12 protein-coding genes are annotated in these 13381 nt (G+C 32.8%); 5 read left to right on the forward strand and 7 right to left on the reverse strand.

Going from position 1 to position 13381, the window contains the following annotated elements; all coding sequences use genetic code 11:
* Positions 1 to 32: 32 nt before the first annotated feature.
* The 6 genes from BOW57_RS05730 to BOW57_RS05750 all read right to left on the reverse strand — a co-directional run bounded on the left by BOW57_RS05730 (position 33) and on the right by BOW57_RS05750 (position 6005).
* Complete coding sequence (locus tag BOW57_RS05730) at positions 33 to 731, reverse strand: response regulator transcription factor (protein ID WP_129053340.1); 699 nt, start codon at positions 729 to 731, stop codon at positions 33 to 35.
* Positions 721 to 1218: a sensor histidine kinase gene (locus BOW57_RS20845; protein ID WP_241687394.1), complete on the reverse strand. Its 498-nt coding sequence runs from the start codon at positions 1216 to 1218 to the stop codon at positions 721 to 723. The genes BOW57_RS05730 and BOW57_RS20845 overlap by 11 nt, the downstream gene beginning before the upstream one ends.
* Entirely contained in the window at positions 1206 to 2732 is a 1527-nt protein-coding gene (locus BOW57_RS05735; RefSeq protein ID WP_241687395.1) for a tetratricopeptide repeat protein, read from the reverse strand. Before BOW57_RS05735 ends, BOW57_RS20845 begins: the two co-directional genes overlap by 13 nt.
* Positions 2733 to 2875: 143 nt before the next feature.
* A complete protein-coding gene (locus tag BOW57_RS05740) occupies positions 2876 to 3193 on the reverse strand; it encodes a hypothetical protein (protein WP_129023688.1) in 318 nt (105 codons plus the stop codon).
* Positions 3194 to 3368: 175 nt separating this feature from the next.
* Positions 3369 to 4178, reverse strand: coding sequence for a LytTR family DNA-binding domain-containing protein (locus tag BOW57_RS05745; protein ID WP_129053341.1), 810 nt, complete (start codon positions 4176 to 4178; stop codon positions 3369 to 3371).
* 285 nt (positions 4179 to 4463) lie between these two features.
* Positions 4464 to 6005, reverse strand: a complete 1542-nt coding sequence (locus tag BOW57_RS05750) for a glycine--tRNA ligase (RefSeq protein WP_129053342.1) — start codon at positions 6003 to 6005, stop codon at positions 4464 to 4466.
* Between the two features lie 160 nt (positions 6006 to 6165).
* On the opposite strand from BOW57_RS05750, the gene BOW57_RS05755 reads away from it, so the two are divergent.
* On the forward strand, positions 6166 to 6786 hold the full coding sequence (locus BOW57_RS05755) for a ComF family protein (protein WP_129053461.1): 621 nt from the start codon (positions 6166 to 6168) through the stop codon (positions 6784 to 6786).
* Between the two features lie 19 nt (positions 6787 to 6805).
* Here BOW57_RS05755 and BOW57_RS05760 read toward each other — a convergent pair whose 3' ends face one another.
* Positions 6806 to 9481 (reverse strand): reprolysin-like metallopeptidase, encoded by a 2676-nt coding sequence (locus tag BOW57_RS05760; protein WP_129053343.1) that lies wholly within the window; start codon positions 9479 to 9481, stop codon positions 6806 to 6808.
* A 199-nt stretch (positions 9482 to 9680) separates the two neighbouring features.
* Here BOW57_RS05760 and BOW57_RS05765 point away from each other — a divergent pair, with 199 nt between their 5' ends.
* The 4 genes from BOW57_RS05765 (at position 9681) to BOW57_RS05780 (ending at position 13377) form a co-directional block, all read left to right on the forward strand.
* Positions 9681 to 10610: a bifunctional riboflavin kinase/FAD synthetase gene (locus tag BOW57_RS05765; protein WP_129053344.1), complete on the forward strand. Its 930-nt coding sequence runs from the start codon at positions 9681 to 9683 to the stop codon at positions 10608 to 10610.
* A 119-nt stretch (positions 10611 to 10729) separates the two neighbouring features.
* Entirely contained in the window at positions 10730 to 11167 is a 438-nt protein-coding gene (locus BOW57_RS05770; RefSeq protein WP_089053350.1) for a hypothetical protein, read from the forward strand.
* 174 nt (positions 11168 to 11341) lie between these two features.
* On the forward strand, positions 11342 to 12430 hold the full coding sequence (gene bioB, locus BOW57_RS05775; RefSeq protein ID WP_129053345.1) for a biotin synthase BioB: 1089 nt from the start codon (positions 11342 to 11344) through the stop codon (positions 12428 to 12430).
* An 80-nt stretch (positions 12431 to 12510) separates the two neighbouring features.
* Positions 12511 to 13377, forward strand: a complete 867-nt coding sequence (locus BOW57_RS05780) for a cupin-like domain-containing protein (RefSeq protein ID WP_089053352.1) — start codon at positions 12511 to 12513, stop codon at positions 13375 to 13377.
* Positions 13378 to 13381: the final 4 nt, after the last annotated feature.

Raw genomic sequence — 13381 nt, forward strand, 5'->3', positions numbered from 1 at the left:
AGTATTGAATTTTTTATTTTGAAATCCTATTTTTAGAAGAGTCCTTTGCTCTTTGCTTCCTTCACTAAATCATCATTTGAACCTGATTTTACTTTCAGCAGTTCCATTAAAGCAATCCTGCGTCTTTGAATTTCATTTAAAGAAATAGCAATATAATGGGGCATTTCAGAAAGTTCTGTTCCTTTCGAAAAGTGAAATAAAATCTGCTTATCAAACTCATCAATTTCTATAGAGTTGTGTGGTGATTGATTTAGCATTTTTACAACTGATTGACTATAATACTTTTCGCATTTCATTACTTTATCAAACGCAAAAAGCAATTCATCAAAAGTTAAATCATTTTTTATAACTAATCCATTCGGATTAATTGTCCTGATAATGGTTTTGATTTTCAGCAATTCTGTGTACATCGTAAGCAAAACGATTTTACAGTGCGGCATTTTTTTAATGATCAATTTTGCCAGATCTTCGCCAGAAAAAAGGTCTTTTTCTTCATAAGCCGGCATACTTATATCTAAAAAAGCAATATCAAACTGAGGTGTATGCTCATCTTGCAATAACTCGTAAGCTGATTTACAATCGTGAGCCTGCGCAATTACAAACTCGTATTCTTTGGGGTTATAGCGAGTTATTGCATTCTTATATCCTTCAATAATAAAAGGATGATCATCGACAATTAATATATTGGGTTTTATTAATTCCGAAATTGGGGCATTACTATCAGATGTCATTTTTATGTAGGTTAATTTTTTGATCTATCGGAACTTTAATAACTAGAAGTGTTCCTTCTCCTTTGGCAGATTTTATGGCGACTGTACCCTTGCATTCTGCGGCTCTATATTCTATATTATGCAAACCTATACCCTTTTTTTTACGTTTGGTATTAAATCCAACACCATCATCCATAATTGACAATATGAGATAATCTATTTCGCTTTTAAACTCGACTTTAATGGTTTCTGCATCTGCATACTTATTACAATTTTGAAGTGCTTCTTGAACAATTCTATACAAATTAATTTTAACCGTATTGTTTACAAGCTCCCATTTTATTTGAGAATCAAAAAAAGCAACCAATCTAGAATCGTACGTATTTCTTTGATTTTCAATAAGTTTATTCAAAATTAAAACAAAATTATTAACTAGTTCTGATTTCTCTCGATTTAAATCGTGCGATATTTCTCGAATATCTTCTTCAATACTTTTTAACTCAGCCAAATATTTTTTCGTTTCGGCGCCGCAAGGCTTTCGTCTACTTTATCTAAACTATCCAAACTAATTCGAATTCCAAACATACGTCCTAAAACACCATCATGCAATTCCTGAGCAACATTTTTCTTTTCTCGAATTCGAGTTGCTTCAATCTCATTTTGCTGCGAAATCATCAGATTATAAATGTCTTCATTTGCCACCTGCTGCTGCTGTTTAAAAAGCAGTTCTCTATTTCTTGCCTGCTGCGTTTTATAAACATAAAAAAACAAACCTAGCAACGTGCAAATACTAAAAACATACACTAGGGTTTTGTTTTTTTCTTGCAAGTTTGAGTTCTGGTCTTTTATTTCATTCGTTTCATATTCGATACGAGAGAATTTTTCTCCCATTTTTCGCTCTGCTTTCAGCATTTTATCATTTAACCTGATATATTCCTTTGAATAAACCGAAGCTCGGGCAGGATCAACAACAGCCAATTGTTTAAGTGCGTCAAGCGTACTAATCAATTTTGTTGTTCCTCGAGATGAATTTAACGCTTGTTTTGCAAATTGAACGGCTCTTAAAGTATCTTTTTTTAAAGCAAAGTATTCAGACAAATGTATTTTACTAGAAACCACTCCCGATGTAAGACCTAAACTATCTCTAATTTTTAATGATTTATAAAACAAATCAGGCAAGCTGTCTAATTCTTTTAATTTGAATTTAGAATAACCTAAATTATCAAGTAAAATAGCATATAAACTTACCCTGTCTTTAAAAAGGTTTTCCTGATTTAAACCTTTTTCAAAAAATCCTTTTGCTTGTTTGTAATTATTCCAATTTAAATATATAAACCCAATATTATTTAAGGAAGCCGCCTTATATTGAAATAATGTTGGGATTGATTTATCATCTAAAATCTTTAGAGCTTTATTTTGAAACTCTAAAGCTTTCGTATATTCACCTCTTTCATTATACAATATTCCTAGCAAATTGTAACTTTCATAATACAATTCATTTACGTTTTGCTGTTTTTTTAAACTGCTTAAAGCTTTAAAAACCGCTATTTCACTTTCAAAAAAATCTCCCTCGTTATATTGCAGACTTGCTTTGTTTAAAATTGTTTTTGACAGATTAAAATTATCATTCAACTTCAGATAAATTTTTTCTGCTTTATAGTAATGCATGAAAGCACTATCCGAAACGGATTGAGAAGCATAATAATCTCCCAAATAGCTGTATGCTTTTGCCATATGGACAGAATCACTAGAATTAGTTGCTCTTTCTAGGATTAACTTAGTTACTTGAAGATAAGATTTCCAGTCACTTATATTGTAATATCGATTGGCAACTTTAAAAAGATTTACTTTATTAAGAGAATCATCCTTCTGATTTAGAATTACATTTAACGCTTTCTCATTGTAACCCTTCTTAATATTCAAAGGAAGCTTATCTTCATTCGCTAATGATAGATACGTAGACAAACTATCTATTGTAGGAATTGCATTTTTATCAAATTCTGTTTTCTTGGTACATGCCATTAAAACAAAAAATAAAAGCAATATTATTTTACGTTTTTTTTTCAATTGCGATTTAGAGTTTCACCAAAAATAGTAAAACTATAGACACAAAAAAAAAGCTGTCAAAAAATTGACAGCTTTACTATATATTATTCTAAGTTTAATTAATCTAATTTTTTATCTGTTCCAATAGATTGATTAACGCTTGCAAAATTTAGATGTGAATTACTTCTTACTTGATGAAAATCAGCTTTCTTTTGTCCTCCTGTAGCACCAGTTCCATCTGTATCCATTAATTGTTCTCTTACTTGATGAAAATCAGCTTTCTTCTGTCCGCCTGTTGCACCAGTTCCATCTGTCTCTCCATCTCTCTCTATTGTCTGATTTTGTGCCAATAGTACTGAATTTGTTTTTGGTGTTGCAAAAGAAGTTGCTACCATTACTAAAGAAAATAGTCCGAAAGTTAAAGCTGTTTTTTTCATGATTTGAGGTATTAATATTTTTAAATGATTTTTTTTTGGAGTTGTTCACTTAGTGTGAATCATGATGTAAAACTAACACCGTAATCAAAAAAAATTTATACGAAAAAACAGGTTTATGGTAGATCATGCCCAATTGATAGTCAATGAGCGTCAAATCAATGTAATCGCTTAATTGTTAGACTTCTAAATAATTTCCGGCAGTAAAATCGGCAATAATTAAGTCGACATTTGATTTATAAGTTTTTGAAAAAGGGATCTTTTTCAATGAGTTTTTTATGTAACACACTGAGTGTCCGCTATGAATTCTTGCAATGTAATTTCGATTTATAATATAACTATTGTGAATTCGAATAAACGGATACACTAAAACGTTCTCGAAATGCTTTAATGTCTTAAAAGCTGTTATCATTTCACCAGAATTTAAATAAATATCTGTTGAATTATTATCGGCTTGAAAATATGCAATATCATCGGCATTTATATAACGATGATCTCCATAGGATTTAATACAGATTATAAGTGGTTTATCAAATATTTGACCAGTTTTTGTATCTGAGGTAATTAACTTAGAAACTTCTTCTTTAAAAACTTTTAAATTTAGATCTTCAGCTATTTTGTTCAGTTTCAAAACTGTTTTCAACAACTCCACGGGTATTATTGGTTTTATTAAATAATCAAACACACCAAATTTAATCGCATTAAAAGCTTGTTCTGTTTTTAATGTGGTAACAACAATGTGAGGAATTGTATCTAAAAACCTGTGCAATTCATTAATAAAAGAAAGCGATAAATTACTTGAACTATCCTGGGGTTCAATTTCCAAAAAAACAATAGACGGCTTATGTTCTAAAACCAAATTTAAGCCATCTTGATAATTAGAAGCTGAAGCCGCAAAAGACAACTCCGAAAAACCTTCAGCAATTGTTTTGGTTTTTGAAATACTCTCAGCATCATCATCAATAATTATATACGAATACTTATTCAAGATAGTTTATATTGCTTTTTCATTAATCCCTTCCAGCGCTTTCTATTTGAGATTAGAAAACAGTTTCATAAATACTTTAAGAAAAAATTATTATTTTTCATTTTATCCGCATTTAAAAATACGAATTTCAATATTTTAAGCATTTCATTGTTAATACATTACTTCAAAATGTTAACACATACTGATGAAATGCAAAAATATCCGATGAATTGCATCATTTAAAATTAAAAAAATCCCAAACTCCTGCTAAGGAATTTGGGATTTATATTGTTCAGCATCCAAAGATTACATCTTCATCAACCAATTTTTCATTGAAACTTCGTTTTCAATAATACCTCTTAATTCAGAGATTTTCACACGATCTTGTTTCATTGTATCTCTATGACGAATTGTTACCGTTTCATCTTCAATAGTTTGATGATCTACAGTAATACAGAATGGAGTACCAAGTGCATCTTGTCTTCTATAACGGCGTCCTACAGCATCTTTTTCATCATAAGAAACATTGAAATCCCATTTTAGATCTTCTATAATCTTTTTTGAAATTTCTGGTAAACCATCTTTTTTAACCAATGGTAAAACTGCTGCTTTTGTTGGCGCTAAAACTGCCGGTAATTTTAAAACTGTTCTTGACGAACCGTCTTCTAATGTTTCTTCTTGTAATGATGTTGCAAATACAGCCAAGAACATACGATCTAAACCAACTGAAGTTTCTACTACATATGGCACATAGTTTTCATTCAATTCCGGATCAAAATACTGCAGTTTTCTACCAGAATATTGTTCGTGTGCTTTTAAGTCAAAATCGGTACGAGAGTGAATTCCTTCTAACTCTTTAAATCCGAACGGAAAGTTAAATTCAATATCTGCAGCAGCATTTGCGTAATGTGCTAATTTCTCATGATCGTGAAAACGGTAATTATCTTTTCCTAAACCTAAAGATAAATGCCAGTTTAAACGTGTTTGTTTCCAATGTTCGTACCATTGCATTTCTTCTCCTGGACGCACAAAAAATTGCATTTCCATTTGTTCGAATTCACGCATACGGAAAATAAACTGTCTTGCAACGATTTCGTTTCTAAATGCTTTTCCGGTTTGTGCAATTCCAAAAGGAACTTTCATACGACCCGATTTCTGAACATTTAAAAAGTTTACAAAAATACCTTGTGCGGTTTCTGGACGTAAATACAAGTCCATTGCAGACTCTGCAGAAGCTCCAAGTTTAGTTCCAAACATTAAGTTAAACTGCTTTACATCTGTCCAGTTTCTAGAACCTGTTTCAGGATCAGCAATTTCAAGTTCTTCGATTAAAGCTTTTACATCTTCAAGATCACCATTTCCTAAAGAACGTCCTAAACGCTCTCTAATTTCTCTTTCTTTAGCCAAATATTCAATTACTCGAGCATTTGTAGTTACAAATTCTTCTTCATTGAAAGCATCTCCAAAACGAGCTTTAGCTTTTTCGATTTCTTTTTTAGCTTTCAGATTAATCTTTTCAGCAAAATCTTCAACTAAAACATCGGCTCTATATCTTTTTTTAGAATCTTTATTATCAATTAATGGATCATTGAAAGCATCAACGTGACCTGAAGCTTTCCAGGTAGTTGGGTGCATTAATATTGCTGCATCTAAACCAACAATATTTTCATTCATTTGAACCATTGATTTCCACCAATATTCACGGATATTCTTTTTTAATTCGACACCATTTTGTGCATAATCATACACTGCACTCAATCCATCGTATACTTCGCTTGACGGAAATATAAATCCGTACTCTTTTGCGTGCGAAACCACATTCTTAAATAAATCGTCTTGTTTTGCCATAGTAATGCAAAAATATAAAAAGTACTTATAAAAAAAAGAAAATTAAAAAGATTGAAGTTCAAATTTCCTTATTTTTGTAACTAAATTCTTTCTATTTGTGTTTAAATTCATAATCGACCTCTTTTTCCCTAAAGTTTGCTCGGGATGCCGCTCTGTTTTAATGACTAACGAAACCGTTTTATGTACTCGTTGTCGTCATGAAATACCTCTAACTCAGTATTACCTAGATCCAAATAATGAAGCCGTAAAGAAATTTTACGGTAAGATTGAAATTGAACATGCTTCGGCATTTGTGTACTTCAACAAAAAAGGAATCGTTCAGGAACTCATTCACAATTTAAAATACAAAGGCCATGAAGAAATTGGAGTAGTGTTAGGAAAATGGTATGTTGAAGATTTAAAAGAACTCCAATTAAACAAGCCTTTTGATATAATTATTCCTGTTCCGCTGCATCCAAAGAAATTTAAAGAGCGCGGCTATAATCAAGTTGCTTCTTTCGGAAAAGCACTTGCTGAAGGTTTAGAAATACCATATGACGATTCTATTTTGTATCGAACTAAATATTCAAAAACACAGTCAAAAAAGAATCTTTTAGGGCGATCCGAAAATATCGAAAATATATTTGATGTGATTTTAAAAGAAGAAAATCACAATAAGCATTTTTTAATTGTTGATGATGTGCTCACAACTGGAGCAACTCTGGAGGCTTGTTCTCGTGCTTTATTAAAAATTCAAGGAGCAAAAATCAGCATTGCATGTATGGCAATGGCAAATTCTTAAAAGAGAAATTCCAAATACTTTAATTGACGATTATTTTTTTAACGGTTCTTCTTTCTCCATCAATTACGGTAACGAGATAAATTCCAGCTGCAGCGTTTGGCAAGTGAATATTTTGATTGAAAGTTCCAGAACTTTCAAAAGTATTTTCGTAAACTTTTTTTCCTAAAATATCATGAACAAATACTTTACATCCTGCTGCTGACTCACTTTGAAACTGAACCGAAAAGCTGCCTTTATTTGGATTTGGATAAAGGGCAAAATCAATATTTTCGAAATCATCACGTCCTAAAGTAAAACTCTGTGTACAAATATTTACCGAAGCTGAATTAATGGTTCCAGACATTCCCGAAACGGCATCACGAACTCCAAATGTCCAGTTTCCTTCTGGATTTTCTCCATTAAAAACACTTAATTGATCTACAGGAATAACGATTTGTTCTGTTGTTTTACTGCAATCTAAAACAGCACCGGAATCATCAAATCGGAAAATTAAAGTTGAATTCAAACTTGGGCACGATCTATTAAACAAACGAGCCACAGTTCCCTTTGGACTTACGATTTGAATTTCAAGATCTGACATTCTTTCGTGTGTTACATTTACTGAAACATTTACATCTGATACTGCACCTGTGGCAGCAGGAACACTAACGGTTTTTGTTGTAAATGTAGTCCCTCCCGGAATACTAAACGAACTTCCAAAACTATAAGAAGCGCAAGTAGTTGATGGAGTGTAGCCAACCGCAAAAGGTTTGCTGTTTACCGCATAATAAATATTAGCCGTTGGCTCAATCAATAATCGGCAATTAGTTGATGAAGCAACACTTGTGGGAAGTATAATCGTTTCTGAACCATCATTTGGAGTATTCGCCACAAGTATTATTGGAAAAGTTAAACCACCATCTGTAGACAATTTAATATTTACCTGCGATGATCCCTGAAGCGTATTTGTATTATTAACATTCCAAGTTACCGTTTCACTTAAACCCTGCCACCAGCTTACGTCAGTACCATTATGTGAAGAAATCGTAAATGGTCCCGCAGTAGAAACGACATTTACTACCATAGCATCTGTATTGGTTTGTCCTGAATCTAAAGTTGAATTATCTCTGCCTGTTAAAGTAAAGTTTAATGTTCTCGGGATAGAAGAAACTGATTCCCAAGTTGTAGTTAGTTTATTGTCTAAAACATAACTCAACCTTGGCATATATCGAATTGGAGAACTATTAGGAATTACTGATCGAAACAAAGGCCCATCTGGTTTTGTTGGATAAGCGATACTTGTTGATCCTGAAGTTGTTATTGCGTTATCATTTTCTTCCCAATTGAAAGTAACGGTATCGCCATCGGGATCTGTACCACTGCCTTTTAAAACAAATGCAGTACTTATTGGAATGGTATAATCTAAACCGGCATCAATTACCGGCGGATTGTTAGTCAAACTTGTATTGACAGGACAGCTTTTCCCTGCAAGACTATTTTGAATTTGTAAAATACTTACATAGGCAAAATAATCATCTGAATTATCTTGTATATCATAATCCCCGCTTACTCCTGCATATCCCATTATTGTAGAACCGCTTCCTGGTTCAACATTTACATTTGTTCTTTCGGTAGAATCGTATGAAAAAGTATGACTTGCTCCTAATTGATGACCAAATTCATGTACAACAAAATCAACATCAAAAGTATCTCCTTGAGGTTTCCCGTCACTTGGAGATGTATAAGCACTTCCTTTTGCCAAAGAATCACTAGAAGTTGGATTTGCGCAAACACAGCCTATACAACCCGCATTTCCGCCTCCGCCAGAAGCGCCGAACAAATGTCCTATATCGTAATTATTGTTACCTATAACACTAGTTAAAGTAGTTTGCACTTCTTTATTCCAAGCTCCTTTAACTCCTGTTGATGCAACAGAATAGGGATCTGTCGATGCATCAGTATAAATTACGGCATCGTTATTTGCAATTAAAACCAGTTTCACAGCAAGATCTTTATTCAAAATCCCATTAACTCTGGTCATCGTTGCATTCATTCCTTCTAAAGCTTTCGCCTTTGTACCGCCAAAATAAGCGGCATATTCTCCCGTACAAGACAATGCTAAACGCAGGGTTTTTAAAACTTTTGTGTTTGCTGCTGTTTTTGCAGTTTTACCAAAAATAGAATTGACTGTAAGTTCATCTGATGTTTTACAATCTAACTTAACTTTTGAAGTTTTATCTTTAGCCGTAAATAAAACGTATTCTGTTTTATTCTCTGGATTTTCTTCTATAAACTCGGTAGCTTTATCTACTCTTAAAACCATTGATTGTATTCCGCTTTCAGAAACACTGAAATGTATTCTAGCCGATTTATCATCTAATCCTCTTCCTTGATAAGCTCTAATTTCTGGGTACTTGGCTTGTAATTCAGGTTCAAAATTGGAAGATTCCCAAACTTGAAACCGCTCTAAAACTCCGTTTGGATTTGGAATTGTAATTTCTGCTGTATTACTTACTGCCGATTTTTCGGTAGTTTTTGCCAATTTTGAGGTTAAAAAACCAGCATTCAATTTGTAATACTGTTTGCCTGAATCTAAAAAAACTGTCTTTTTACTAAAAACTGAAGCAGTATTCACTTTTTGCCACAAGTCATCACTTTGAGCTTGTACTCCTGACCAACAAAAAAGTAAGAATAAAAAGAGTAGTGTTTTTTTCATGGCAAGTTGTTCTTTACTATATCAAAATTAAAGGAATTAAATCAAATTCTTACTTTTTGACGACATTTAATATTTTTTAATCGACAAGTCTCACTTTTTTGTCGTCAGGGGAAACTTAATCTTCTTAAAAAAATCAATTCGTCTAAGCTTAAAATTTAAAATAGATAGTATAAATTTGCAGCATCTTAAATTATTTGTTTTGAAGCTCTTTCATTCTATAAACGATTTTCATTCGACCAAGAAAACAATTTTAACTCTTGGTACTTTTGATGGTGTGCATATTGGTCATAAAAAAATTCTGGAACGAATTACTCAAAATACCGAAAATGGCAAATACGAAAGTTTGGTGCTTACCTTTTTTCCGCATCCAAGAATGGTTTTACAGGAAAAATCAGAAATAAAACTTTTAAACACAATTGCTGAAAAAACAAAACTTCTGGAAGCGACGGGAATCGAAAATTTAATCATTCATCCTTTCGACGAAAGTTTTTCGAGATTAACTGCTGAAGAATTTGTGCATTCGATTTTGGTAGATCAATTTCAAATTCAAAAAATAATTATTGGTCACGATCATCGTTTTGGAAGAAATCGAACTGCCAATATTGATAATTTAATTGCTTATGGCGCTGAATATGGTTTTGAAGTTGAACAAATTTCAGCACAAGAAATTCAAGATGTCTCTGTAAGTTCTACTAAAATTAGAAAAGCTCTTACCGAAGGAAAAATGGATTTAGCCAATGAATATCTAGGTTATGACTATTTTTTGAGCGGTAAAATTGTAAAAGGAAAGCAGCTTGGAAGAACAATTGGTTTTCCAACGGCTAATATAGAGATTGAAGAGGATTATAAATTGATCCCAAAAACAGGCGTTTATGCCGTTAAAGCTCTTATCGATCAAAAGGAAATTTTTGGAATGATGAATATTGGTTTTAATCCAACTGTAAATGGTCAGAAACAAACTATCGAGGTAAATCTTTTTGATTTCGATGCTGATATTTATGACAAAGAAATCGAAGTTTCATTATTGCATTTCCTACGTGAAGAACAAAAGTTTGGATCGATAGATTTACTAAAAGAACAGTTAAATCAAGATCGAATAAATGCACTGGCATTTATAAATCAATTGTAAGCAAATCTTAAGATATACTTTTCTTTAATTTTAAACCATCGTAGTTATTTTTTTAGTAAATTTGATATACAACTCTGTTTATCAAAACTTTACTATTAACTTCTTTAAAAATAACCACTATGAAACTACCTAAAGAAATAACCAACGGTTTTTTGATATTCCTCGGAATTGGCATTTACTTTTTATTGATGAATGTATTGGGTTTAGCTGATTTGTTTTACCTGCGCGTTTTAAATGTTTTTTTTATATTCTGGGGCGTAAACAGAACTATGCAAATGAATCTTCACGAGGGAGAAACGAATTTTGTATCTAATGCTGTTTCGGCAATGGCAACTTCAGTGGTTGGTGTTGCATTGAGCGTTTTTGGATTATTAGTATATAGTTACGCACGCGGCGGTGATGCTTATGTGAGTACACTCTCAAAAACTTTCATGTTTGGAGGAAATCCTTCTGTTCCTACTTATTGCATCTGCCTTCTTTTTGAAGGGCTTGCTTCATCTGTAATTGTTACTTTATTGATGATGTTATATTGGAATAATAAATATGTTGCTGATTAATTTATCAGAATAAAAACAATCATTCAAAAACACTCTAAAATCATAAAAGCCTTACTATGATGATTTTAGAGTGTTTCTTTTTTTTTAATACCCCGCAAACATTCATTTCCAGCATTCATTATTGTCGATTAGGACAATTTAATTACTTTTGAAGCTTCAAAAACAATGTATTCGATGAGCATTACAAAACACAACTGGACCAAAGACGAAATAATCGCAATCTACAATAAACCTTTAATGGATTTGCTTTATGAAGCAGCGACAATTCATAGACAACAACATGATCCGAATGTAGTTCAGGTATCCACCTTACTTTCGATCAAAACGGGCGGCTGTCCTGAAGATTGCGGCTATTGCCCACAAGCTGCACGTTATAATACTGGTGTTGAAGGAAATGATTTAATGAGTGTAAGTCAGGTAAAGGCGCAAGCTTTGCGTGCAAAATCAAGCGGATCTTCGCGCGTTTGCATGGGAGCGGCTTGGCGAAATGTAAAAGACGGCGAAGAGTTTGATCAAGTTTTAGAAATGGTTCGTACCATTAATAAACTAGATATGGAAGTTTGCTGTACTCTAGGAATGATTACTGAAAATCAAGCGCAGCGTTTGGCTGAAGCAGGTTTATATGCTTATAATCACAATTTAGATACTTCTGAAGAATATTATAAAGACGTGATTTCGACACGTGGTTTTGAAGATCGTTTACAGACTATCGAGAATGTTCGTAAAACAAATGTTACGGTTTGCAGCGGCGGAATTATTGGTATGGGAGAAAGTATCGATGACAGAGCCGGAATGCTTGTTGCTCTTTCTACATTAAACCCGCAGCCAGAATCTGTGCCAATTAATGCTTTGGTTGCTGTTGAGGGAACTCCAATGGAAGAAGAAAAACCGGTTGAAATTTGGGAAATGATTCGTATGGTAGCTACAACTAGAATTGTAATGCCGGAAACTCAGGTTCGCTTGTCTGCTGGAAGAACTAATATGACTCGTGAAGGGCAGGCGATGTGCTTTTTTGCTGGAGCAAACTCAATTTTTGCAGGTGACAAATTACTGACTACACCAAATCCAGATGTAAACGAAGATATGAAGATGTTCGAAACATTAGGAATGGTGCCTCAAAAACCTTTTATCAAGGTAATGCAGCCTAAAACTGTTGAAGCGGCCGATTCTCAATTTACTTCATTGGGTGAAAAACCTAAATGGTCAAGACCTGGACATACTATCGAAAAAAACATTGAAGCTTCAATTAAATCAAAAATTTAATTAACAGAGCTCAAAATCTCGATAAATATTTCTAAATTGCTTATAACTTGTGTGTTATAAGCAATTTTTTTATTTAGAAGATGGAGTTAAAACAAATCGAAAGGGTAAAAAAAATCTCTAAGGCCGATTTTATTTCCCAATATGTAAAAAAACAAATCCCAGTAGTTGTTGAGGAACTGACCGAAGATTGGCCAGCCTATAAAAATTGGAAGCTTTCTTATATAAAGAAAGTCGCAGGAGATTTAATTGTGCCTTTGTACGATAATAGACCCGTTAATCATGAAGACGGTTTTAATGAAGCTCACACTAAAATGAAAATGAGCGATTATATAAATCTTCTGGAACAAAAACCAACAAATTATCGTATCTTTCTTTATAATTTAATGAAAGAAGTTCCTGCACTAAATCAAGATTTTTTGTGGCCTGATATTGGTTTAAAACTTGTAAAGCAAATGCCTATGCTGTTTTTTGGAGGAGAAAACTCTAAGGTGTTCATGCATTTTGACATTGACTATTCGAATATTCTTCATTTTCATTTTAATGGAGAAAAACAATGTATGCTTTTTGCTCCTGACCAATCGAAATATATGTATAAAGTACCTCACGCTTTAATTTCCAGAGAGGATATAAATTTTGATGATCCTGATTACGAAAAATTTCCTGCTCTTAAAAATGCAAAAGGCTACATTACTAACTTAAAACATGGCGAAATGCTGTATATGCCAGAGGGGTATTGGCATTATATGAAATATTTAACTCCGGGATTTTCTATGAGTCTGCGCTCTTTTCCTAAAAACATAACCAATTTATCAAAAGCGGCTTATAATGTTTTCATTATGCGCTACTTTGATATTATGATGCGAAAGGTAAAAGGACAAAAATGGATTGATTATAAGAATGAAAAAGCAATTCAAAATACTCATGAAAAACTGCAAAAGACTTTCTGATAAA

The organism is Flavobacterium sp. YO64, from assembly GCF_004119505.1.
GTDB lineage: Bacteria > Bacteroidota > Bacteroidia > Flavobacteriales > Flavobacteriaceae > Flavobacterium > Flavobacterium oncorhynchi.